The organism is Roseinatronobacter monicus, from assembly GCF_006716865.1.
GTDB lineage: Bacteria > Pseudomonadota > Alphaproteobacteria > Rhodobacterales > Rhodobacteraceae > Roseinatronobacter > Roseinatronobacter monicus.
The window spans coordinates 1,552,786-1,575,696 of record NZ_VFPT01000001.1; the positions used below are offsets into that span (position 1 = coordinate 1,552,786).

Below are 22,911 nucleotides of genomic sequence, written 5' to 3' on the forward strand. Positions count from 1 at the left end.
CTGTTGGATCAGGATGCAATGCGCAACACGACATTGCGTCCGCGCCGTGAATACCGCAATTCATCATCGCCGATGGCTGTAACCTGTCCACCATCGAGGGTTTCACCCACCCTGACGGTCACCACACGGCCATTCGACAGCCGCACAAGTGCGCGCCGTTCCGAAGACGTGCCCATTACGCCCAGCAGATTGATTTGCCGCAGATTGATTGCGCGGGCCTGTGTCGCTTCGCGCGAGACAGAGGCAGAGGTGGGGATTGGGGGCGCATCCGGCACGGCGGCGCGTGCGGTCTGGATTGGCTCTGATTGCTGTTGTTGCTGTTGCTGCTGCTGTTCTTGCCGGGGTGTTTCAGCTGCGCGCAGGGTGCGTTGCACAACAGCAGAGAACTGACTGGGGCGCGAACCGGGGCGCAAGGATGCCGCGACGGCCAGATCCGACGCATCGCTGAAACTTGGTGTCTGGTCTGCATCAGGCAGGTCTATGGCCAATGCCTCAGGACGGGCGGCGGGGCGCAGGGCAGTCAAGGCCAGTGCGCCAGCCGAAGGCGTGCTCAGGGCGGCTTCGTCGCTTTCAGCGGCGGCGTCAGCATCTGTCGGTGTCTCAGGCGGCAGCTCTTGCACATCACCGGCGTGCGAGGGCTGCGGTTCTGCGTCGGTTGCGCCCTCGGCGGGTGTTTGTTGCTCAGGCGCGATACCCTCTGGCCGCGTGGGCGGGGTGACAGATGGTGACCCCGGCGTGACCAAGATTTCCAGCAAGCTTTCATCTGTCGGGTCCACGGGCACCTGTTCGGCGGCGGCCTCTGGCTCGGGCACAGCCTCTGGTTCGGCGGGCGCTTCGAGTTCTGGGGCCAACCCTTCGGGACGTGTCGGGGGAACAACAGAAGGTGTGCCGTCTGACACGGCTATCTCAAGCAGTTCCTCTCCGGCAGGCAGGGCGGGGGCGGCGTCTTCGGCTGGTGTTGCCGTTTCGTCAGGCGCAGCATCGGCTGCTGCGGCCGCCTGCTCCACCTCCTCGCGCAAGGGCGCAAGCGGTTCAGAGCCGAAAGGGGCCGGGGCAGCGGGCGCGGAAGGCAGTGGCGCAGCCTCTTGCGGGGGCAGCAATGCGACCGAGCGCAGCCCGGCAATGCGCCCGGCTTGCGGGTCTTGCGCGCTGACTGCTGTGTCGGGTGTCGCCTCTGTCTCCTCAGCCGTTGCGCTGTCAGGGGCAATTGCCCCCTCTGTCGTGTCGAGGGGCAATTGTTGCGCTGCATCTTCAAGACCCAAGGCGGCTTCGATATCTTCCAGTGCTGTTGCAGGCTGTTCCGGGGCGGTGATTTCCGGTTCAAGGGCGATGTCTTGCGCGGGCTCCTGCGCGAGTTGCAGGCCACCGGGTTGATTGGCGAAGAAATACCCCGCCCAGATTGCTGCGGCAACAAGCACAAGGCCCACGCCCCCAAGAACCAGCAAAGCGCGGTTTTTTCCAGCGGGCTGAATGTCCTGATTGTTGCGCGCGCCGAAAATGGTAAGGCGCTCTGCCTCGCTGCTTTGCTTGCGCTCGCCGCGTTCTTGCAGTGTCTCTAACGGGCCTTTGCGCGCAGCTTGAACTTTTGGTTTCTCTGCTGCCGGTATCTTGGCGGCCGCTTTCGCGTCTGGCTTGGCCTTGGCCTTGGCTTGGCTCGGCTTGCCGGTGCTGGCCAGAGGTGACACCCATGCCTTGCTGGATGCCGCGCCTGTTTCGGGTTGTGCCGCAGGTGCGCTGGTGCTGGCATCTGCCTTCTTGGCGCCGCCGCTTAGTGCCGCGGCAAACGCGGCCTTTGCGCCCAGTGTCTTGCCACGCACCAAGGCGGAAAAATTACGCCCCAAAGGCTTGGGCATTGCAGATGCGGTGCGTTCGGGCGCGCTATCGCCCCGGCGCGATCTGAAAGCGGCCACATCTGCCGCTGGCCTTGGCAGGTCTGCGGCGGGTTCGGGGGGCGTGGTGGCATCGGATTTTTTTCCACCCAGAAGCTGGCCCAACCCATATTTTCTGTCAGACGAGTCTTTGGTCTGCGACAGGATTGAGGGTTTGGCCGCGCTGAGTTTCGCTAAAAGAGCTGACTTTCGGTCAGTCGCCGCCTGCGACGATGCATAGGCTTTGCGCTCAGCCTCGGACTTTGTACCCGCTGGCGGTGCTGCGGTTTTGGCTGGTGTTTTGGACGCGTCGTCCGGTTTGGCGGCTTTGTCTGGCGTCGCGGCTTTATCTGACTTGGGGGCGTCCGTCGCGCCCACGGGCGCGGGCGTTTTCTCTTTGGTTGCAGGTGCCGGCTTTGCATCGGCGGGTGGTGCAGTTTTTGCCGCTTCGGTCGGCGCCTTGGCTGGCACGGTTGCCGGTTTTTCAACAACTGGCTCTGGATCTGGCAGGGTCACAAGACCCGTTTCAACCAGTGGTGTATGGTCGCGCTCTATCTGCGCGATATCGGGCACGATCTTTTGCGCTGACCGCGTGGCCCCGAAAAACGGCTCGCGCGTTGTCTTGGAGTTCTTGGCCTCGGCTACAGCGCTGACAGGGTTCAACCCATACAGGTTTGCAAATTCTTCGGCCTCCAGGATTGTCTCGCGCGCGACAACCACGGCTTGCGCGTCACCTTTGCCGCTGGTCAGGGACCAGTCTAAAACAAGTTCCTCAACAGGGTACGGGGTGCGGCCGCCAAGCTGGGCGCGAAGTTCCTGCTCCTGCTCCTCTGGTGTGCGACCAGCTATGGCGAGGTCGCAATAGAGGATCTGGTCGTCAGGGATGACCAGTTTCGTAGTCACCCCCTCTGGCGCGAGGGCGGAGGCGACGCGCGACATATCGCGCATCTGTGCCTCCATATCTGGTGAGTTCAGGGCAACAGCACCAACACGCAACCAACCGGTCGCGTCGCGGTGCCAGAGCGTAACCCCGTCTACTGTCAGGCCAAGTGCAAAATTTGGTTTCATGCAGAGGCTTTAGCACAACTATGAAATAAAACGGGAGTCACAATACCCTCATCTGCTTGCCTAGCGCAAAATCTCGCCCATTGCACACTGAAACGTGCAATGGGCCTATCGTCAAGCCACCCCTTCAGGCGCAAGCCTTTGACAGCGCCTGATCCAGATCAGCGATGATATCATCCGCGTCTTCCAGCCCGATGGACAGACGCACAACATCAGGCGCGGCCCCCGCAGCGGATTGCTGCGCTTCGGTCAACTGGCGGTGTGTGGTCGAGGCCGAATGAATAATCAACGATCTTGTGTCACCAAGATTAGCTACATGACTGAAAAGATTAACTGAATCAATCAATTTCACGCAGGCTTCATACCCGTCTTTCAGCGCGAAAGTGAACAAGGAGGAAGCCCCTTTGGGGCAAATCCGGCTGACCCGGTCATAATAGGGCGAGGATGGAAGGCCCGCATACGTCACGTACGCGATGCGGTCATCTTGCTCTAGCCAATTGGCAACTTTCACTGCATTGGCGCAATGGCGCTCCATGCGCAGCGACAATGTTTCGATGCCCATCAGCGTATAATGCGCGGCTTGCGGGTTCAAGGTCATGCCCAGATCGCGCAAACCAATGGCAATCGCATTGAAGGTAAAGGCAAGTGGGCCAAAAGTTTCATGGAATTTCAGGCCATGATAGGCGGGTTCAGGTTCTGACATGGCAGGAAACTTGCCATTCGCGGACCAGTCGAATTTGCCCGAATCAATGACAACGCCGCCCGTGACGGTGCCATTGCCCGTTAGGTATTTGGTCATCGAGTGCACAACCAATGTCGCGCCATGCTCAATCGGGCGACACAGATAGGGGGTTGCGGTGGTGTTATCGACGATCAAGGGAATGCCTGCGCGGTCCGAGATTGCCGATATCGCATCCAGATCGGTGATATAGCCACCGGGATTGGCGATAGATTCGCAGAAAACAGCGCGGGTGTTTTCGTCAATCGCGGCCTCAACAGCCTCAAGATCGTCAAAATCCACGAATTTCGCCGACCAGCCAAAGCGCTTGATCGTGTGGCTGAATTGCGTGACCGTCCCGCCATAGAGGCGGCTTGACGCCACAACATTTAACCCCGGACCCATCAGCGGAAACAACGCCATGAGCTGCGCGCCATGTCCAGATGAGCAGCACACAGCGCCAGCCCCCCCTTCAAGCGTTGCCATGCGTTCTTGCAGCGCGGCGACCGTCGGGTTGGTCAGGCGCGAATAGATATAGCCAACTTCTTGCAAGTTGAACAACGCCGCTGCGTGATCGGCATCGCGGAATACAAAGGCTGTGGTTTGGTAAATTGGCACCTGCCGCGCGCCGGTGGCGGGGTCGGGGCGTGCGCCTGCGTGAATCTGAAGGGTGTCGAATCCGGGTGCTTTATCAGCCATGCGTGTCTCCTCCGCAGAACAGGTTTCGCGCTTGACGCTACGCCAGCAGACCGCCCGACGCAATTCCACTTTTCGCGCAACCGGCCTACACGATGAAACAGACCACTTACCGCGATCAGATAGGGGCGCTGCCTTGGCGTGTTGGTGGCGGGTCCAGCTTGCTGCCCCACCGGTTAAGGACCAAGGACTGATAATGCGTCCACGCTGATGCGATTTCCGGCGCAAGTGCCTGACGCGCCTGCCATTTGGACAGGGTGCGCAGATCGCTGTCGGCATCCTCTGGCCTTGCCATCGCCTCGACCCATGTCAGCCCCAGCGAGGTCAGGCATGGCTGGATCGTGGCACGCGGTGCCGCTGCCAGATCATCCAGTGCGATAACCTGCCATTGTGCGCCTGCGCGGGCGCGCCACGCCTCTGCCATGGTCTTGTAGCGATGATAATGCGCCCAGAGCGTCGGGAAGTCGGTGCTATAGCCGTGCCCTTGGCCGAAATCATTGCGAAAGCAACTCCAACAAGTGGCCAAGGCCAGGCGCTGCGTCTCGAGGACTACGGCGTCTGGAAACAGCATGGGGATAAGCCAGCCAAGCCAGTAATTCTCAGGCATTTTGTCGACGATCACCGGTGCACCGCGCCCCGCCGCGACGATTTCGGCCAGATAGGCTGTGCGCAGCGCCACCAGCCTGTCAAGCGTCATGGTCTGGATAAAGCGCGGTAGGCTGGGGTCAATCGCCTGCAAGGCGCGCCCCAGCGCCGTCATCTCGCCGACTGAGCAGATATCCGGGTGCATACCCAGCAGTTGCGCCAGCACCGAACTGCCAGAGCGGGGCATTCCGACAATGAACACCATACGCGGCGCAACCGGGTCCAGTTGCAAGCGCGGGGCTTGTGCCACGGCATGCAATGTCACTGTGGTCAGTCGTGCCTGTGCGGCCGCGTCGAACTGCACCGGCTTCAGCGCATTGGCCCGCACAAAGGCAGCAAATGCACCCGAATGATCGCCAATATCGTCCAGCCCTTTGCCCAGCATGAACTGGATCTGACTGGCAATGGCTGCGGGCATTTGCGCCCCGCGTGCAAAGGCGCGCAACCGCTTCAGCACCGGATCGCGCGGTGTGACGCGGGTGACCGACATATAGGTTTGCAACGCACCGATCACGCCGGGATTATGTGCGAAGATGCGCAGGCAGATCGCGCGCGCATCGTTAAACGCACCAGCGGCGGCGTGTTTTTGTGCCTGCTCAAGGGCAGATTTTATCTCTGCGTCTTTCATTCTGCTGCCCGCGCGGCGCTGGCGCGCAGGCAGCAGCACGGAATGCCGTCAAGTTTCATTTCGCAACTGTTCCAGCATCCCGCGCGAGGGCTGACCCGTCACCGATTGCCCGCGCGCTTGTTGCCATGCGCGAATGGCACTTTCGGAATTTGGCCCGATAACCCCATCTGCACCTTGAGTGTCAAACCCGGCTTGCGTCAGGCGGCGCTGAATTTCCTGCCGGTCCCCCAAACGCAACCCAAAGCGATCAGGCTGAAAATTGCCCCGGATCGGACCGCCGCCACGCAACCTGTCAGAAAGGTGACCAATTCCAATCACATAGAACTCGGAGTTATTGTAGCGCGTCAACGCGGTGAAATTCCGGAAGGTCATGAAGGCAGGGCCGTTGGGCCCATCGGGAATGATGATTGAAGATGCGCCATGATCCTGCACTGGCCGCCCGTCCATGTCACGCACGCCCGCGCTTGTCCATGCCGACACCGGACGGGACGAGCCGCGGCCCGCGGCCCCTCTGTCGAACCCATCGGGCAGGCGCACTTCGACCCCCCAAGGCTGCCCACGCCGCCATCCCATCCGCGACAGGTAATTGGCCGCAGAGGCCAGCGCATCGCTGGGGTCTTCCGCCCAGATATCGCGCCGACCGTTGCCGGTGAAATCGACTGCATATTCCTGATAGGTGGTCGGGATGAACTGTGTGTGGCCCATCGCACCCGCCCATGACCCGCGCAGATTGGCCGCGCTGGTATCGCCGCGCTGCAAGATGCGCAGGGCCGCGATCAGTTGCGATTCGAAAAATGCACCGCGCCGCCCGTCAAAAGCCAGTGTTGCCAGCGCCGAAATGGCCGGAATATCACCGCGTTCCGTGCCGTAGCGCGATTCCAGCCCCCAGATCGCGGTGATTACCTCGGCCTCGACGCCGTAGCGCGATTCAATTGCGCGCAAGGTGCTGCCGTGGCGCGACAGGGCCGCACGCCCCCCCGATAGCCGTTCGGGCGACACGGCGATGCCCAGATAATCTTCCAATGTGCGGGTGAATTCAGTCTGCCTGCGGTCGCGCGCGATCACATCGGGCAGGAACCCTGCACCGCTCATGGCCGGAGTGACGACCGAGGCAGGGATGCCAGCCGCCGTGGCGCGGCCCTGAAACTGCTGCTTCCATGTGTCAAAGGCTGGGTTTGCCTGCGGGCGCATGGGCGCCTGCCGCGTTGGCGCGCTCATCTGGACGCCCCCGCCCATACAAGCAGAAAGTGACAGGGCGGACAGCCCAAGGATACAAGTTCGTCTGGAAAGATACATGACACTGCGCGCCCCGTTATGGTGTTTTGAAAACCTTATCCGATTGTACGCACCCTGTTAAGCGGTGCCATGCCAAAATCGGCAGTATTCCCCGATGTCGCGGGCTTCGCACTTGGTTCGGGGTCAAAGCGCGGTTAGCATTGCTGCATGAGGTAACGGAGTATCCTAATGTCGCGTTTTCTGGTTATTGCGCTTGTTCTGGTTTTGCCGGGATGCGTGGCTGCAAATGTTGAAACCTCACCCCGCCCCGAGGCGCGCGGCGAAAGCCGGAGCGCCGTGCCGTCAGGTGATTTTGGCACGTGGCTTTCCGGGTTTGAGGCCCGCGCAAGTCAGGCGGGCATATCGCAGGCAACATTGGCCCAAGCACGGCCCCACATCCGCCATTTGCCCCAAACGGTTGAACTGGATCGCCGCCAAAGCGAGTTTGGCGCGCGGATCTGGGACTATCTGGAAAGCGCAGTAACCTCTGCGCGCATCAGCCAAGGGCAAGCCGCGATGCGCCAACATGCAAACGTGCTGTCCCGGATCGAGGGGCGTTATGGCGTGCCCCCCGAAGTGGTCGTCGCCATCTGGGGGATTGAGACGTCGTTCGGGGGAAACCGCGGCAATACACCAACGCTCGCCACCCTTGCGACACTGGCCAAGGACGGGCGGCGCGGCGATTTCTTTGAAGAGCAGTTGATTGATGCACTTAAGATCGTGCAGGCGGGCGATATCAACCCGCAAGCGATGATCGGGTCATGGGCCGGTGCGTTCGGGCATACGCAATTCATGCCCTCCAGCTTTCTGACATATGCGGTGGATTTCACCGGCAACGGGCGGCGCGATGTCTGGGCATCTGATCCGAGTGATGCCTTGGCCTCTGCGGCCAACTATCTGGCGCAGCGCGGCTGGACGCGCGGCCAACCCTGGGCTGTTGAGGTGACGCTGCCTTCCGGCTTTGATCTTGGCCTGACGGGCGAGCGCCAAACTGCGGATGCGTGGACCAGTGCAGGACTGCGCGTGGCGGCAGGTGGCAGCCTTGCGGGCGGGCAGTCGCGCCTGATCCTGCCCGGTGGGGCGCAGGGGCCGGCATTTCTGGCCTATGACAATTACACTGTGCTGAAGGAATATAATATCTCGGATGCCTATGTGCTGGCGCTGGGGCATTTGTCAGACCGGTTGCGGGGCGGCGGGGCGTTGCGCGGGCAATGGCCGCGCGGGGATCGCGCACTGAGCACGTCAGAACGCACCGAATTGCAACGGCGGCTGACCGCATTGGGGTTTGATACAGGGGGCGTTGATGGTCGCATCGGCCCTGCCACTGTCGCGGCAGTGCAGGCGTGGCAAAAATCTGTCGGACTGCCCCCTGACGGGTATGTCAATGCAAGTTTGGTGGCGCGACTGCGCAACTGATGTGTTTTTGGGGGGCCGCGCCAGCCCCCCAAGCTGGACCACGTCTCAGGGCCGGAACTGCTGCGCGGTGCGTCTAGCGTTCGGGGCATGTGCGGCAGCCGGGTGCTGGTCGCCCCAGATATGGGCCGCGTCCCGCGCGATGCAGCGCGCCTCTATCTGCGAAAGCCGCGCGCGCGCCTGATCGGTATTGCCCTGCGCGCAGTGAAGGGCGGCATTCCAGTGCTTGAGTACGGAATGCACGCTCCAAGGCAGGATCGCGGTTGCAAGCCATTGGCGCAAATCCGGTGGCAGGCGGTCAAATTGCGACATAGGCGATTGCCTGCGGCCCAGGGCTGTCTTGATATTGCGTGCCATTCGTTACGCCGCCTTGCGCTGGCCCCATTGGGGAAAGGGGTCCGCTAGGTCTTTCCAGATTTGCGGCGCGAAGTCATCTTCCGCGACCAGACAGGCATCGAGTGCTGCGGTAATCGCCGCCTTGTCCATGCCTGCACCGATAAAAACCAGTTCCTGCCGCCGGTCGCCCCAAGGCTCGACCCAGTTTTCACGCATTTTTTCAAGCGCTTCTTCGTGGTCGGGCCAGCGCTCTCGCGGGACGGCGGCCCACCAGCCGCCCAAGGGGATCACGCTGGACATCGCACCTGCAAGCGAGAATTCGGCCACCCAGTTGGGCCGCGTTGCCACCCAGAAATGCCCCTTTGCCCGGATCACACCCGGCAGATCGCCATTTAGAACATCATGCACTTTCGCCGGATGAAACGGCTTGCGCGCACGGTAGACAAAACTGGACACGCCGTATTCTTCGGTTTCGGGCACATGATCGGCAAAGCCATAGAGTTCCTTGGCCCAAAGCGGGTGTTCATGCGCTGTCTCGAAATCAAACAGACCGGTGTCGAAAATACGTTCCGCTGCCACGCGCGATTGATCGGTTTCGATCAATTCCGCATCGGGGTTCAACGCCTTGATGATCTTGCGCGCGGCATCCGTACGCTCGCGCTCGGCATCTGTGACCTTGTTAAGCAAGATGACATCGGCAAATTCAATCTGCTCGGTCAGCAGATTGACAAGGCTGCGCTCATCGTCTTCGCCCAGCGTCTCGCCCCGGTCTGACAGAAAGTCATGGCTGGAGAAGTCTTTGAGCAGATTGACCGCGTCAACGACCGTGACCATCGTGTCCAGTCTTGCGACATCCATCAGGCTGTCGCCCGCCTCGTCCCGGAATTCAAATGTAGCGGCCACGGGCAGGGGTTCTGAAATCCCGGTCGATTCGATCAGCAGATAGTCAAACCGCCCTTCCGAGGCCAGTCTGCGCACCTCGGCAAGCAGATCGTCGCGCAGGGTGCAGCAGATGCAACCATTGGACATTTCAACCAGCTTCTCCTCGCCGCGTTTGAAGTCCACACCTGCCGCGATCAGATCAGCGTCGATATTCACTTCGGACATGTCATTGACAATGACCGCGACACGCCGCCCTTCGCGGTTGTTCAGCACATGGTTCAAAAGTGTTGTTTTGCCAGCGCCCAAAAAACCGGACAGAACCGTGACGGGCAGACGAGGGGCAGGGGATTTCATGATGGCACCTCTCAAGTGTTATGACATAACATAACAAATAGAGGGGGGATAATCCGGGCGCAAGGGGGCATGAAAAAAAGCGCGCGCCAGATGTGGCGCGCGCTGTGCATTCAAAGACTGTGGCGCTTAGGCCTTGCCTTTGTAGATGTCGACCAGTTTTGCCAGCATCGCCAAGGCCTCGTCGCGGGGGCGCTGGAAACTGTTGCGCCCGATGATCGAGCCATTGCCACCGCCATCGCGGATGGCGCGGGCATCGTCATAAACAGAATCGGCACCTTTCTTGGCACCGCCCGAAAAGACAACAATCCGGCGGCCATTAAAGCTGGCCTGCATGCAATGCTTGACGCGCACGGCTTGTGTGGCGATGTCGATCTGCTGGTCTTCATAGACTTTCTTGGCTTCGGGCAGCATCAGGTGATCGGTCGAGAGTTTGATCTTGATGACATGTGCGCCCAGAAGGGCTGCGATCTGCGCGGCATAGGCGGCCACGTCGATAGCAGTTTCGCCATCCTTGGTGATCGCCTCGCCACGTGGATAGGACCAGATTACTGTTGCGATCCCCTTGGCGGCGGCTTCTTCGCGCATGGCCGAGATTTCCTCGAACATGCCCAATGCGCAGTCGCTGCCGGGATAGATGGTAAAGCCGATGGCCGCACAGCCCAGACGCAGCGCATCATCGACCGAGCCGGTGATGGCCTGATTCTTGCCCGCCGTATTGGACATGAGCGAATTGGCGCTGTTGACCTTCAGAATGGTCGGGATCTGGCCTGCATAAGTGTCGGCACCTGCCTCGATCATGCCAAGTGGGGCGGCATAGGCATTCAGACCGGCATCCAGTGCCAGTTGGTAGTGATAGTGCGGGTCATACGCGGCGGGATTGGCGGCAAAAGTGCGCGCAGGCCCGTGCTCGAAGCCCTGATCGACCGGCAGGATAATCATCTTGCCCGTGCCACCCAGTTTGCCCTGCATCAGCATGCGGCACAGATTGGCTTTTACGCCGGGGGTTTCGCCCTCGTAATTGGCGAGTATCTTTTGAACGATGCGGGTTGCGCGCATGGGGTGCTCCTGTCCGGTGGGTTATTTCAGGCAGGGTTAATCTGCAGCTTGCGGCGAAACAATGACGATAGCGCGCCAAACGCCAAAGATAGCGCAAACATGCATGCAGAGTTGCGACGAGGCCCTACGATCATGCAAAACAGATGCATTCAGTGATATTTCAAGATGGAGCGGGTGAAGGGAATCGAACCCTCGTCGTCAGCTTGGGAAGCTGCTGCTCTACCATTGAGCTACACCCGCGTGGCTTTGGGCAATACCCTGTGCCCTATTTCGCGTCAAGCCAGATCAGAACGGGATTTCATCATCCATGTCAGCCGGACCTGCGGGGGCAGAGCTGCGACCGCCACCATAATCATTGCCACGATCCTGTCCGCCGCCGTAATCACCGCCACCGCTGCTGCTGCCGCCACTGTCGCCGCGCCCGCCCAGCATGGTCAATTCGCCCTTGTAGGGGCGCAAGACCACCTCGGTCGAATAGCGGTCGGCACCGGATTGATCCTGCCATTTGCGGGTTTCAAGCTGGCCCTCGATATACACGGTCGAGCCTTTGCGCAGATACTGCTCGGCGATCCGCACCAGAGGTTCGGAAAAGATGGCGACGCTGTGCCACTCTGTCTTTTCGCGCTGCTCGCCACTGGCCTTGTCGCGCCAGCGTTCCGACGTTGCGATGCGCAGGTTGCAGACCTTGCCGCCATTCGGAAAGTTGCGCACCTCGGGATCACGCCCCAGATTGCCGATGATAATGACCTTGTTCACTGATCCTGCCATGGGACTTTCCTTTTGATCTTTTGCACGGCTGTGACTGCCGAATCCGCCGCTGTCACACTTGCGCCTACATTCCTTATCACGGCGGCATGGTAAAGAAGCAATGAAGATGCGCAACCCAACTGCACAGCACGTGCAAGAATATGTGGAAAAAATTTTCGGGACTGGATAAAGAGAACGTTATGAGATGTGTTTTGCCACAAAACCTGTCGGCGCTCTGCGGGGCGCTCTTGGCCGCTTCGGTGCTTTTTGCGGGCACAGGCGGCAACGTGTATGCGCAGGGCCTTAGTCTGTCCGGGTCTGGTGGTGGCAATCGGCTGGACACGATTCGCTCTGCCGGGCGGGTCATAGATGGGCGGATGTCAGAACAGTATTCTGCCTCGGCGCGGCTGTTGCCCAATGCGGGTGCCGCGACCCCCAAGGCCGAGGCTATTCCGCGCTATTCCGGGCGCTACACTGGGGCCTATCTGGAAGTGGCACGCGCGGCGGCACGCAAGCATAATATCCCCGAAGACCTGTTCTTGCGACTGGTGCATCAGGAAAGCCGCTGGAACACGGCCGCCATTTCTTCGAAGGGGGCGATCGGGTTGGCGCAGCTTATGCCGGGAACTGCGCAGATGCTGCGGGTAGACCCGACTGATCCGCAGCAAAACCTTGACGGTGGCGCGCGCTATCTGCGGATGATGTACGACAAGTTCGGCGATTGGAAACTGGCACTTGCCGCCTATAATGCGGGGCCGGGCAAGGTTGAACAGCATGGCGGTATCCCCCCCTATGCCGAGACACAGAATTACGTGCGCATCATCTTGGGCGCTGGCTGAGTTTTCGGGCTTGCAGTGGGGCTGCGGCGCTGCGCAGATTAACGAAACCCCAACCACCCCGGAGTCGTGATGTCCGCGCCAGTCCTTGATCTTGAATTCGTCCGCACGCAATTTCCCGCTTTTGCCGAGCCAAGCCTGCAAGGTCAGCATTTTTTCGAGAATGCCGGCGGGTCGTATACCTGCAAGCCCGTCATTGACCGGCTGACGCGCTTCTACCACAGCCGCAAGGTGCAGCCTTATGGGGCTTATGAGGCGTCCAGACTTGCGGGCGCAGAGATGGACGAAGCGCGCACGCGCCTGTCCGCGATGATGGGCGTCGCGGCGGATGAGTTGAGCTTCGGCCCCTCGACCACAGCGAACACCTATGTTCTGGCGCAGGCTTTTGGGGAATGGCTGGCGCCGGGCGATGCCATCATTGTCACCGATCAGGACCATGAGGCCAATTCCGGCCCGTGGCGCAGATTGGCGGCGCGCGGGGTCGAGGTGCGCGAATGGCAGATCAATCCGCAAACCGGGCATCTGGACCCGGCCGCGCTGTGGGAGATGATTGACGACAAGGTCAAGCTGGTATGCTTTCCGCATTGCTCGAATGTGGTGGGCGAAATCAATCCTGTGGCCGAAATCTGCACGCGGCTGCGTGACGCGGGCGTGTATTCCTGTGTCGATGGCGTGTCCTATGCGCCGCATGGGCTGCCGGATGTGGCAGGGCTTGGGGCGGATATCTATCTGTTTTCGGCCTACAAAACCTATGGGCCGCATCAGGGGCTGATGGTGATCCGCCGCGCACTCGCCGAGATGCTGCCCAATCAAGGGCATTATTTTAAGGCTCAATTAGCGTTTGTTATGCGTGCCCATGTGCGATAGAACATATAGTGAACATACTGTGTGGAGGGGTATATATGGACCACGACATCTTTCTGGTTTGGCTCAATGAGACGGATAACCTCTCGCCGGACCAGCGCGCCGAGGCGAGTCGGATCCTTTCTGGGTCTCCGTCATTGCAGGCGGTGGTCGATCTCCTTGAGGCAAAGGTTCGTGAGGACCGTATCTGCCCGCACTGCGCTTCAGAAGGAGCTATCATCAGGGGTCATGCAAGTGGCCTTTCCCGGTTCTTTTGCAAAGGCTGCGGCAAAACCTTCAACGCGTTGACCGGTACTCCGCTGGCGCGCCTGCGCCACAAGGGCCGTTGGGCAGAGTTCGCTGCTTCGTTACGTGACGGCGAAACGGTAAAGGTATCCGCTGAGCGTTGCATGGTGGCGCGCACGACCGCTTTTCGTTGGCGTCATCGTTTTCTTCGGGCGGTGACGGCTGGGGCGATCAAGTTGCGCGGCATCGTCGAAGCCGACGAGACCTTCTTTCTGAGCAGCCGAAAAGGTGAACGAAACCTTGATCGTAAGGCCCGTAAACGTGGCGGCAAGGCCGCCAAACGCGGCTTGTCGGAGGAGCAGGTTCCGGTCTTGGTCGCAGCCGACCGATCCGGCACCACCATAAGTGCTGTCTTGCCAGCAGTGACGGCCGCACATCTGCAGGCGGTTTTGCAGCCGCTTCTCGATCCTGATGCGCTCTTGGTCACTGATGGCTGCACCAGTTACCCGCCTTGCGCAGCAGCAATGGGCATCAGCCATGAAAGCCTCAACCAGACTGCAGGACAACGTGTTCGCGGGGAGTTGCACATTCAAACCGTGAACAGTCGACATGAGCGGCTCAAGACATTCCTGCGGCGCCATCGCGGCATCGCAACCAAGTACTTGGACAGCTACCTGCGCTGGTTTCAACTTGCAGTCATTCCAAAACACCAAACTCCCCGCGCGATACTCGCCGCCGCCGCAGGAATCCTGCCTATCTCAAGGCACGCATAATTAACGCCAATTGAGCCTATTTTAATGCTGACGCGCTTTACAAACGCTTCACCCCGGCCGGGCCGGACCATGCGCAGATTGCGGCCTGTGCGGGGATGGCCGATTATATTGACGCCCTGCATAGCCATCATTTTGGCGATCAGGCTGGCCAACAAGCAACACCTCCGGCGCAGCGCAATACGGCGATTCATGATCTGATGCGCGGGCATGAAACTACATTGCTGCAACCTTTGCTCGACCACCTTGCAGGGCGCAATGATATCCGCCTGCTCGGTCCTGACCGGGCCGAAGGGCGCGCGCCGACGGTTGCGCTGGTTCATGCGCGCCCCGGTGCCGAGCTGGCACGCGCGCTGGCCGCCGAGGGGATTATGGCGGGTGGTGGCAGTTTCTATGCCGACCGCGCCCTGCATGCACAGGGGGTTGAGCCTGCGCATGGGGTCCTGCGTCTGTCTTTTGTGCATTATGCAACGCAAGCTGACCTTGACCGCCTGTTAACCGTGCTAGATCAGGTCTTGTGACTTGAATTTAACACAGGCAGACGAGTTTGAACGACAATCGTCCCATACTGGTATGGTTTCGGCGTGATTTACGCCTGAGCGATCATCCCGCGCTGCATGAAGCGGCGCGCAGCGGGCGGGTTGTGGTTCCGGTTTTCCTGCATGATCAGGTGATTGAGGGGCTTGGCGCAGCTCCGAAATGGCGTCTTGGATTGGGGATCGAGGCGTTTTCAGACAGCCTTGAAGCACTTGGGCTGCGGTTGATCCTGCGCCGTGGAAACGCCTTGGCCGAGTTGCAAAAGCTGGTGCGCGAGACTGGTGCAGGCGCAGTCTGGTGGACACGCCAATATGACCCCGATCAAATCGAGCGTGACAGTGAGATTAAGTCCACGCTTCAAGGCGCTGGTATTGAAGCAAAAAGCTTCCCTGGTCATCTGCTGTTCGAGCCGTGGGACGTGGCGACCGGACAGGGCAAATTCTATCAGGTCTACACACCTTTCTGGCGCTCGGTGCGTGGGCGCGATGTTGCGGTACGCTTGCCTGCGCCTGCGGATGTGGCTGCGCCTGCGCATTGGCCCGAAAGCGATGCGCTGGAGTCGTGGCAGATGGGGCACGCGATGAACCGCGGCGCAGATGTGGTGCGCCCCTATCTGCATATCGGTGAGGCAGCGGCGCGCCAGCGACTGGCCAGCTTCGCGCGCGACCGGTTCGACAGCTATGGCACCGACCGCGACCGTCTGGACAAGGACGCAACCTCTGGCCTGTCCGAGAACCTGACTTACGGCGAGATCAGCCCCTTGGCGCTGTGGGAAACCGGCCAACGCGCAATGGAGGCCGGCAAGGCCGGAGCCGAGACGTTTCTCAAGGAAATCGTCTGGCGCGAATTTGCTTACCATCTGGTATATCACACGCCCCAGATAACCCATGATAGCTGGCGTGCGGGGTGGGACAGCTTTCCGTGGCAGGATGAAAGCGCCGAGACTTTGCGCTGGAAGCAAGGGCGCACCGGCATTGAGGTGGTCGATGCCGCCATGCGCGAAATGTATGTCACAGGTCGGATGCACAACCGCGCGCGGATGCTTGTCGGCTCATATCTGACCAAGCATATGATGACGCATTGGCGCGTCGGTCAGCGCTGGTTCGAGGAATGCCTGATCGACTGGGACCCGGCGGCGAATGCGATGGGTTGGCAATGGGTTGCTGGGTCCGGGCCGGATGCTGCACCGTATTTCCGCATATTCAACCCTGACACGCAGGCTGAAAAATTCGATCCTAAACGCGCATATCGGTCCGCTTGGGTCGCAGAGCTGTCACAAGACCCGCCCGGCACAGCGCTGGAGTTCTTCAGCGCCTGCCCGCGCAACTGGAACCTGACGCCAGATGCTGCATATCCCGCACCTGTGGTAGAGCTCGCGACAGGGCGAAACAGGGCGCTGTCCGCATATGAACATAGAAAAACAGCCTGAATTGGCGATAATAGGGGCATGTTTGCAGGTGAATGACATGGCGAATGCAACAAAATCTCAGAAAGCGATCCTGACCTCTATCGAGGGGCAGCAGGATTTGCCGCGCTATTTCCGCCAAGCCTATGCGCGCGCGGCGCTGCTCAACAAGGGACGGCTGGATGTGATCTTGCCGGATGGGCGCCAGTTTCGTATGGAAGGCGCGGCCCCCGGTCATGTGGCAGAACTTCATGTCCATGACGCCGACCTGTTCGGACGCCTGATCCGCGAGGGCGATGTGGGCTTTGCCGAATCCTATATGGAAGGCGGCTGGTCCACGCCTGATTTGCAGGCATTCATGGATCTTATCAATGATGACAACCCGTCCGTCTATGACGAAGCGGTCGGGTTGCGGCTGGTGCGCCTTGTGGAACGTGCGCGCCATTGGCTGCGCTCGAATTCCAAGACGCAGGCGCGCAGGAATATCTCGTATCATTATGATTTGGGTAATGATTTCTATGGGTTATGGCTGGATGACAGCATGACCTATTCCTCTGCCATTTTCACCACCGGACAAGAAAGTCTGGAGGCCGCGCAGGAGGCCAAGTATTGCGCCATGGTCGATCATATGGGGGTGAAACCCGGCGATCATGTACTGGAAATCGGGTGCGGATGGGGGGGGTTTGCTGAATATGCCGCCGCCAAACGCGGACTGAAAGTGACCGGCTTGACGATCAGTGCAGCGCAGCGTGATTTCGCAGTGGCGCGCATGGCGCAGGCCGGGTTGTCGGAACAGGTCGAAATACGGATGCAGGATTACCGCGACACAGGCGGGCAATTTGATGGCATCGCCTCGATCGAGATGTTCGAGGCCGTGGGCGAGAAATACTGGCCGCGCTATTTCCGGGCGGTGTTTGAGCGGTTAAAACCCGGCGCGCAAGCTGTCATCCAGATCATCATGGTGCCGGATGAGCGCTTTAACTCTTACCGCAATCACGTTGATTTTATACAGAAATACATCTTCCCCGGTGGGATGCTTGGCGCGCCCGGTCCTGTGCGGCGCGTGGCCGAAGATCAGGGTCTGCACTACCGTGACACCCATGATTTCGGGCAAAGTTATAGCGAAACCCTGCGCCGCTGGAATCACAGCTTTCAGGCGCAATGGCCCGAAATTTCCGCGATGGGCTATGACACCCGCTTCAAGCGGATGTGGGAGTTTTATCTGACATCTTGCGCAGGCGCATTTCGAAACGGCACCTGCGATGTAACGCAGCTTGTCTTGCAGCGACCGAACGGCAACTGAGCCGGAATTCTGTGGCAGCGACAGATTGCGCCTTGGCGCGCAGGCGTTTAGGTTTGTGCCTGCGCGTATTTTGAGAGGCCGCTATGCCCACAATTACCAGACTGGTCGCCATGGTGCTGTTCGGCATAGTGGCATTTTCCCTCGTGACGCAATTCCATTTGTTGGATGAAGACCCGCCCAGATCGCAGGCAAGCAATTTTCTTTTTGCCGTTGTGGCAGGGCTTGTTGGCTGGCGATTTGTCGGCCTGCGCATCACGCGCGACTTCGCTGCCGGTTTCACGATTGTGGTGCAGGGCTATGTCGCTACATTGCTGATTTCACTTACCGTTGCCGGAATGTACGACATTTTCGCCAATGGCTACAGATTGCGTTACCGTAGCTTTGCCGAGGCATTTACCGGCAGCATGTCCAATGCCTACGAGGTGTTGCTGCAAATGAAAGATGTCCCGTTTTTGTCGTGGGTTCTGGGCAGTGCTTTGCTTTGCAGTTTCCTTCTGGTTCTGATCTATCGAACTGCGGAAACGCGGCGCATATCGGGATGACGCAAACAGTTTTCCTGTTCGGCCCCCTATGCGACGCGAAGCTTGCAGAGGTCATTCTGCACAAGCGCGCCACAGGGCAGCGCGCGCTTTTGCATGATTACCGGCTGGGCATGGTGGGACCGTCCATCATGCCGTGTCTTGTGCCCGAACCCGGCGCATCCGTTGACGGCATGGTCGTGGCGGTGGATGCACCTGCATTGGCGCGGCTTGATATTTTCTTCGGCCTGCATTCGGCAGAGCGGTTTGGCGTTGTGGTGGAGGGCGCAGGCACAAAGATGGCTGCTTTGGCGTACCATGTGGGGCGACAGCCAAGCGACCCCGTGTCAACCGGCTGGACCAAAGATCAATCGCAGATCATGCACCTTGCCACCGCCGAGATCATGGGTTTGGCAGATCGCGCACCGATAGCTGCGCTGCACGCGCGCTGGCCGATGGCGCTGGCACATGCCGCGTCACAGGTGCGCGCGCGCAAGGGCGATGATCCTGCCCAGTTGCGCAAGGATTGGACGCGCAATGATGTGGAACTGGTGCATGGAGCGATGCCCTATGCGTGGTATTTCGCTGTGGCCGAAGATGATCTGCGGTTTCGTCAGTTTGACGGGGCATTCAGCGCGGTGGTAAAGCGCGCGGGCTTGGTGATGAGCGATGCGGTCACGGTTCTGCCTTATGACCCGGTGCGCGACATAGTGATGGTGATCGAGCAGTTCCGCTTCGGGCCGTGGTTGCGGGGTGCGGGCAATGCGTGGCTTCTGGAACCTATCGCCGGGCGCGTTGACCCATTTGAAAGCCCGCAAGACTGCGCCTTGCGCGAAGCACAGGAAGAGGCGCAGATCACTTTGCGTGCGGACGCGCTGATGTCGGTGGGACATGTCTATCCATCCCCCGGTGCCATCACAGAATTTCTGTATCAATTCGTGGCACTGTGCGATCTGCCCGAGGGGAGTGACGGGGTCGCGGGCCTTGACAGCGAGGCCGAGGATATCCGCAGCCATCTTGTGCCCTTTGATCGTTTGATGGCATTGATCGCCAGTGGCGAGGTGCAGAATGGCCCGCTGCTGCAATCAGCCTATTGGCTTGCGCTGAACCGCGACAGGCTGCGCGCGGATGCGGTGCCTCAGGACGGCGGTTGATCCTTGCGCCAAGCATCCCAATCCTCGGGCGTGTCCAGATCCGTTACGGCGCGCTGACCGGGCAGGGGGTGCAAGTGCGGTGAAGGACTGCGCAAAAGCAACTTCGCCCCCTCATCGCCGCGCAGCTTTAGCATGGCCGGAAACAATGCACGTGGCAGGATGACCGGATGACCGGGCTGCTTGTCAGCCGCGCAGGCCCGTAAGGGGCGCTGCGGTTCCTGCGCCTGCGCCGCAAACAGATCACGCATATCCTGTGCCGTGATGTCAGGCATATCGGGCAGGGCGATCATAACTGCCTGCGCATCCAGCGCCATCGCCCAGCGTGCGCCCGCGCGCAAAGACGCGCTCATTCCTTCAGCGGCATCCGTGATTTGCAAGAACGCGACAGGTAGCCCGTCCAAGGCTTGCTTGCGCGCTTCATCTTCTGCGCGCAAACTGACCGCGACATGTGGTGTGACCTGCAAGGCCCGTCGCGCCACACAGGTCAGCAGCGCCATGCCGCCAACCTGTTGCAACAGTTTGTCAGCGCCCCGCATCCGGCTGGAGGCGCCTGCAGCAGGCAGCAGGATCGCGCAGGTTTTGCTCACCGCTCCGGGATCAGGCCGCGCGGTGCAAAGCGCAACATGAGCAACAACGCCACCCCCATCGTCAGCAGGCGCATATAGGCAGCAGAGGACAGCAAATGCTGCTTCAGATCCGACCCGTCTGCCATGCCCGAGGTGACAATCTCCATGAACCAGCGCCCGGCAGGTTCCACCTGAACCCACAAGAACCAGATCACGAAAGCCCCCAGCACAGCGCCCCAGTTATTGCCCGATCCGCCCACGATCACCATCACCCAGATCAGGAAGGTATAGCGCAGCGGCTCGTAACTGCCCGGTGTCAACTGACCATCCATCGACACCATCATTGCGCCCGCCAGCCCGCACACAGCCGAGCCGAGCACAAAGATCATCAGGTGCCGCCGTGTGACATCCTTGCCCATGGCGCGGGCAGAAACTTCGTTGTCACGAATGGCGCGCATCATCCGGCCCCAAGGCGAATTCAGCGCCCGCTCTGCCAGCCAGATCAGAATGCCCAGCACGATCACGAATAACGCACTATAGCCAAGCCCCGAGACGACCGAGGCGGTTTGCGAAATTGTCCAGCCCAAAGTATCCGCCAAGGATTGCACCCAAGGCACCGGCTGCAACTCGATCGGGCGGGCGACGGGCCGTTCAATGCCTGTGACATTGTTCACACCACGCGCCAGCCAGCGTTCATGCTTAAGCACTGCAATCACGATTTCCGAGATGCCGAGCGTCGCAATCGCCAGATAATCAGACCGCAGCCCAAGACTGACTTTGCCCACCAGCCATGCAACCCCAGCGGCAAAGACAGCGCCCACGGGCCATGCCAGAACAACAGGCAGACCAGCGCCCCCCAGATACCCCTCGGATGCGGGGTTGACCGCTTGCACAGCCTGTTTGGCGGGGCCGAACACATAGGATGTGACCAGATAGCCCACAGCAAGAACCGCAAAGATCGCAATCCCGCGCAGTTTACTTGGGGCCATGCGCTTATAGACGATGACTGCGGCCAGAATGGTGGCAACACCCAGCATCAGCCCCAGCAAAATTCCCAAGCCTCCGGCAGCCCAAGCTTCGGGCACGGGCGGCTGCGCGATCAGCACAACCGCCAGACCGCCAACAGCGGTAAAGCCCATGATGCCGACATTGAACAGACCGGCATAACCCCATTGCATGTTCACACCCAAGGCCATGATCGCCGAGATTAGGCTCATATTCAGGATGGTGATTGCAAGCTGTGGGCTTTGGAACATGGCGACCAAGGCCAGCACAGCGCCCATGATCGCAAACAGGCCCAAGTCGCGTGCGGTCAGGCTCATATCACTTTCCCCTTGAAGATACCGGTTGGACGGAACAGCAGCACAATGACCAGAATTGCAAAGGTCACGGCGAATTTGTAGTCAACTGGCAGAAGCTGCATCATGGATGTCGGCTCCAAGCCTTCGGGCATGAGGTAGGTGAACACACGCCGCCACGCATAGGTGATCCCCAACTCGGCGAACGCCACGACATAAGCCCCCACAATCGCCCCGAAGGGAGAGCCAAGACCGCCAAGTATGGCAGCAGCGAACATCGGCAGCAGCAATTGGAAGTAGTTGAACGGTCTAAACCCCTTGTCCAACCCGTAAAGTGTTCCTGCCAGCACCAGCAAAATGCCGGTGATTGTCCATGTGATGATGACCACGCGTTCAGGGTTGATGCCCGACAGCAGGGCCAGATCCTCGTTATCGGAATAGGCGCGCATGGATTTGCCCGAACGGGTACGGTTGAGGAACCAGAACAGCACCACCATGACAATCAGCGCCGTCACAACCGTGATGGCCTGTGCGTTGCGCAGGGCCATGCCCTCTGCCAGCCCGGTATATTCCCGAAACTCCCGCACTGTGAACAAGAAGCGGTTGCCGTCTTCAAACCGGGTTTCGCCCACCCCCATGAACAACCGGGTTATCCCGTTGGTCACGAACATCACCCCAAGCGAGGCCATCACAAAGGTCAGCGGCTTGGCCTTTACCTTGCGGAAATATTTGTAGACCAGTTTGTCAGCGGCCAACAAATATCCGATCATGACGACCAGACCGAAAGGAATGGCCAGAATGGCGGTCGGCATGCCCAAGGGACCGGTAACACCCTGCGCTTGCAGGAAAAAGGTGCCTCCGATCACAGCCGCAGTGCCAAGCGCCATCGTGTCGCCATGTGCAAAATGGGCAAAGCGCAGGATCGAGAAGATCAACGTGATCCCCAGCGCCCCAAGTGCCAGTTGACTGCCATAAGCCAGTGCCGGGATCAGCATAAAATTGGACAGGCTGACAAGTGCGTTAAGCGGTTCCATTGCCTTAGCCCCCCAGAAAGCTTTTGCGCACATCGGGATCGGCCAGCAGGGCCTGCCCGGTGTCGGTGTATCGGTTTTCGCCCTGCACCATGACATAGCCTTTGTCGGCAATGTTCAGGGCCTGACGCGCATTCTGTTCCACCATCAGGATGGAAATACCCGTGCGCGCAATCTCGATGATGCGGTCAAACAATTCGTCCATCACAATAGGGCTGACGCCTGCGGTGGGTTCATCCAGCATCAGGACAGAGGGTTTGGTCATCAGCGCGCGGCCAACGGCAACTTGCTGGCGCTGCCCGCCGGACAATTCGCCTGCCGCCTGACGCCGTTTGTCGCGCAGGATGGGAAACAACTCATAAACTTGTTCCATCGTGGTCCTGATCTCGTCACGGCGGATGAATGCCCCCATTTCAAGATTCTCCTCCACGGTCATCGAGGGAAAAATATTGCTGGTTTGCGGAACAAAACCCATGCCCTTGTTCACGCGGGCTTGCGGGGTGAGGGCGGTAATATCCTCGCCCTGCAACCGGACGCTGCCTTGGCGCAGCTTCAGCATTCCAAACACAGCTTTCATGGCCGTGGACTTGCCCGCACCGTTCGGGCCGACGATGACAGCGATCTGACCTTTTTCGACAGCAATCGTGCAATCATGCAGAATATCGGCCCCCCCATAACCACCGGTCATGTTTTCGCCTATCAGAAACGGCTCTGCCATGAC

19 protein-coding genes, 1 tRNA gene and 2 pseudogenes are annotated in these 22,911 nt (G+C 59.9%); 9 read left to right on the forward strand and 13 right to left on the reverse strand.

Features of this window, described 5'->3' with window-relative positions; all coding sequences use genetic code 11:
* Positions 1-8: 8 nt before the first annotated feature.
* From BD293_RS07345 to BD293_RS07360, 4 genes are all read right to left on the reverse strand, one after another.
* Positions 9-2,936 (reverse strand): hypothetical protein, encoded by a 2,928-nt coding sequence (locus tag BD293_RS07345; protein WP_142080537.1) that lies wholly within the window; start codon positions 2,934-2,936, stop codon positions 9-11.
* A 124-nt stretch (positions 2,937-3,060) separates the two neighbouring features.
* The gene (locus BD293_RS07350; RefSeq protein ID WP_142080538.1) at positions 3,061-4,350 is read right to left on the reverse strand and encodes an O-acetylhomoserine aminocarboxypropyltransferase/cysteine synthase family protein; all 1,290 of its coding nucleotides are present in this window, start codon (positions 4,348-4,350) and stop codon (positions 3,061-3,063) included.
* Positions 4,351-4,465: 115 nt separating this feature from the next.
* Complete coding sequence (locus BD293_RS07355; RefSeq protein ID WP_142080539.1) at positions 4,466-5,620, reverse strand: sulfotransferase family protein; 1,155 nt, start codon at positions 5,618-5,620, stop codon at positions 4,466-4,468.
* A 48-nt stretch (positions 5,621-5,668) separates the two neighbouring features.
* Positions 5,669-6,916: a lytic murein transglycosylase gene (locus tag BD293_RS07360; protein WP_142080540.1), complete on the reverse strand. Its 1,248-nt coding sequence runs from the start codon at positions 6,914-6,916 to the stop codon at positions 5,669-5,671.
* Positions 6,917-7,084: 168 nt separating this feature from the next.
* On the opposite strand from BD293_RS07360, the gene BD293_RS07365 reads away from it, so the two are divergent.
* On the forward strand, positions 7,085-8,311 hold the full coding sequence (locus BD293_RS07365; RefSeq protein WP_142080541.1) for a lytic murein transglycosylase: 1,227 nt from the start codon (positions 7,085-7,087) through the stop codon (positions 8,309-8,311).
* Positions 8,312-8,356: 45 nt separating this feature from the next.
* Here the strand turns inward: BD293_RS07365 and BD293_RS07370 are convergent, their stop codons facing one another.
* The 5 genes from BD293_RS07370 to ssb all read right to left on the reverse strand — a co-directional run bounded on the left by BD293_RS07370 (position 8,357) and on the right by ssb (position 11,704).
* The gene (locus BD293_RS07370) at positions 8,357-8,665 is read right to left on the reverse strand and encodes a DUF6525 family protein (RefSeq protein ID WP_142080542.1); all 309 of its coding nucleotides are present in this window, start codon (positions 8,663-8,665) and stop codon (positions 8,357-8,359) included.
* Positions 8,666-8,668: 3 nt separating this feature from the next.
* Positions 8,669-9,880 carry a zinc metallochaperone GTPase ZigA gene (gene zigA / locus BD293_RS07375; protein WP_142080543.1) on the reverse strand — a complete coding sequence of 404 codons (1,212 nt, stop codon included), beginning with the start codon at positions 9,878-9,880 and terminating at the stop codon, positions 8,669-8,671.
* Positions 9,881-10,006: 126 nt separating this feature from the next.
* Entirely contained in the window at positions 10,007-10,936 is a 930-nt protein-coding gene (locus tag BD293_RS07380) for a class I fructose-bisphosphate aldolase (RefSeq protein WP_142080544.1), read from the reverse strand.
* A gap of 166 nt (positions 10,937-11,102) precedes the next feature.
* Positions 11,103-11,176, reverse strand: a tRNA-Gly gene (locus tag BD293_RS07385).
* A 45-nt stretch (positions 11,177-11,221) separates the two neighbouring features.
* Entirely contained in the window at positions 11,222-11,704 is a 483-nt protein-coding gene (gene ssb, locus BD293_RS07390) for a single-stranded DNA-binding protein (RefSeq protein WP_142080545.1), read from the reverse strand.
* A 179-nt stretch (positions 11,705-11,883) separates the two neighbouring features.
* On the opposite strand from ssb, the gene BD293_RS07395 reads away from it, so the two are divergent.
* From BD293_RS07395 to BD293_RS07430, 8 genes and pseudogenes are all read left to right on the forward strand, one after another.
* Positions 11,884-12,522, forward strand: a complete 639-nt coding sequence (locus BD293_RS07395) for a lytic transglycosylase domain-containing protein (protein WP_142080546.1) — start codon at positions 11,884-11,886, stop codon at positions 12,520-12,522.
* 69 nt (positions 12,523-12,591) lie between these two features.
* Positions 12,592-13,353 (forward strand): annotated as a pseudogene (locus tag BD293_RS07400) (aminotransferase class V-fold PLP-dependent enzyme); the annotation flags it as partial.
* Between the two features lie 68 nt (positions 13,354-13,421).
* Entirely contained in the window at positions 13,422-14,381 is a 960-nt protein-coding gene (locus BD293_RS07405; RefSeq protein ID WP_142079320.1) for an IS1595 family transposase, read from the forward strand.
* 17 nt (positions 14,382-14,398) lie between these two features.
* A pseudogene (locus tag BD293_RS07410) lies at positions 14,399-14,899 on the forward strand (aminotransferase class V-fold PLP-dependent enzyme); the annotation flags it as partial.
* A 26-nt stretch (positions 14,900-14,925) separates the two neighbouring features.
* On the forward strand, positions 14,926-16,344 hold the full coding sequence (locus tag BD293_RS07415) for a cryptochrome/photolyase family protein (RefSeq protein ID WP_142080549.1): 1,419 nt from the start codon (positions 14,926-14,928) through the stop codon (positions 16,342-16,344).
* A gap of 37 nt (positions 16,345-16,381) precedes the next feature.
* A complete protein-coding gene (locus BD293_RS07420) occupies positions 16,382-17,623 on the forward strand; it encodes an SAM-dependent methyltransferase (RefSeq protein ID WP_142080550.1) in 1,242 nt (413 codons plus the stop codon).
* An 83-nt stretch (positions 17,624-17,706) separates the two neighbouring features.
* Complete coding sequence (locus BD293_RS07425; protein ID WP_142080551.1) at positions 17,707-18,165, forward strand: TrgA family protein; 459 nt, start codon at positions 17,707-17,709, stop codon at positions 18,163-18,165.
* Positions 18,162-19,295, forward strand: a complete 1,134-nt coding sequence (locus BD293_RS07430; RefSeq protein ID WP_142080552.1) for an NUDIX domain-containing protein — start codon at positions 18,162-18,164, stop codon at positions 19,293-19,295. Before BD293_RS07425 ends, BD293_RS07430 begins: the two co-directional genes overlap by 4 nt.
* On the opposite strand, the gene BD293_RS07435 is transcribed toward BD293_RS07430, so the two are convergent.
* Genes BD293_RS07435 through BD293_RS07450 form a run of 4 tightly spaced genes read right to left on the reverse strand, consistent with a single transcriptional unit; the run spans position 19,280 to position 22,908 of the window.
* Entirely contained in the window at positions 19,280-19,882 is a 603-nt protein-coding gene (locus BD293_RS07435) for a nucleotidyltransferase family protein (protein ID WP_246086240.1), read from the reverse strand. The genes BD293_RS07430 and BD293_RS07435 overlap by 16 nt on opposite strands.
* Positions 19,879-21,183, reverse strand: a complete 1,305-nt coding sequence (locus BD293_RS07440) for a branched-chain amino acid ABC transporter permease (protein ID WP_142080553.1) — start codon at positions 21,181-21,183, stop codon at positions 19,879-19,881. The genes BD293_RS07435 and BD293_RS07440 overlap by 4 nt, the downstream gene beginning before the upstream one ends.
* The gene (locus tag BD293_RS07445) at positions 21,180-22,193 is read right to left on the reverse strand and encodes a branched-chain amino acid ABC transporter permease (protein ID WP_142080554.1); all 1,014 of its coding nucleotides are present in this window, start codon (positions 22,191-22,193) and stop codon (positions 21,180-21,182) included. Before BD293_RS07445 ends, BD293_RS07440 begins: the two co-directional genes overlap by 4 nt.
* 4 nt (positions 22,194-22,197) lie before the next feature.
* Complete coding sequence (locus tag BD293_RS07450; RefSeq protein ID WP_142080555.1) at positions 22,198-22,908, reverse strand: ABC transporter ATP-binding protein; 711 nt, start codon at positions 22,906-22,908, stop codon at positions 22,198-22,200.
* Between the last annotated feature and the right edge of the window lie 3 nt (positions 22,909-22,911).

Coding starts and splice junctions, on each gene's coding strand:
- BD293_RS07345 (WP_142080537.1), bottom strand. CDS start 2,936: ATGAAACCAAATTTTGCACTTGGCCTGACAGTAGACGGGGTTACGCTC.
- BD293_RS07350 (WP_142080538.1), bottom strand. CDS start 4,350: ATGGCTGATAAAGCACCCGGATTCGACACCCTTCAGATTCACGCAGGC.
- BD293_RS07355 (WP_142080539.1), bottom strand. CDS start 5,620: ATGAAAGACGCAGAGATAAAATCTGCCCTTGAGCAGGCACAAAAACAC.
- BD293_RS07360 (WP_142080540.1), bottom strand. CDS start 6,916: ATGTATCTTTCCAGACGAACTTGTATCCTTGGGCTGTCCGCCCTGTCA.
- BD293_RS07365 (WP_142080541.1), top strand. CDS start 7,085: ATGTCGCGTTTTCTGGTTATTGCGCTTGTTCTGGTTTTGCCGGGATGC.
- BD293_RS07370 (WP_142080542.1), bottom strand. CDS start 8,665: ATGGCACGCAATATCAAGACAGCCCTGGGCCGCAGGCAATCGCCTATG.
- zigA (WP_142080543.1), bottom strand. CDS start 9,880: ATGAAATCCCCTGCCCCTCGTCTGCCCGTCACGGTTCTGTCCGGTTTT.
- BD293_RS07380 (WP_142080544.1), bottom strand. CDS start 10,936: ATGCGCGCAACCCGCATCGTTCAAAAGATACTCGCCAATTACGAGGGC.
- ssb (WP_142080545.1), bottom strand. CDS start 11,704: ATGGCAGGATCAGTGAACAAGGTCATTATCATCGGCAATCTGGGGCGT.
- BD293_RS07395 (WP_142080546.1), top strand. CDS start 11,884: ATGAGATGTGTTTTGCCACAAAACCTGTCGGCGCTCTGCGGGGCGCTC.
- BD293_RS07405 (WP_142079320.1), top strand. CDS start 13,422: ATGGACCACGACATCTTTCTGGTTTGGCTCAATGAGACGGATAACCTC.
- BD293_RS07420 (WP_142080550.1), top strand. CDS start 16,382: ATGGCGAATGCAACAAAATCTCAGAAAGCGATCCTGACCTCTATCGAG.
- BD293_RS07425 (WP_142080551.1), top strand. CDS start 17,707: ATGCCCACAATTACCAGACTGGTCGCCATGGTGCTGTTCGGCATAGTG.
- BD293_RS07430 (WP_142080552.1), top strand. CDS start 18,162: ATGACGCAAACAGTTTTCCTGTTCGGCCCCCTATGCGACGCGAAGCTT.
- BD293_RS07440 (WP_142080553.1), bottom strand. CDS start 21,183: ATGAGCCTGACCGCACGCGACTTGGGCCTGTTTGCGATCATGGGCGCT.
- BD293_RS07445 (WP_142080554.1), bottom strand. CDS start 22,193: ATGGAACCGCTTAACGCACTTGTCAGCCTGTCCAATTTTATGCTGATC.
- BD293_RS07450 (WP_142080555.1), bottom strand. CDS start 22,908: ATGGCAGAGCCGTTTCTGATAGGCGAAAACATGACCGGTGGTTATGGG.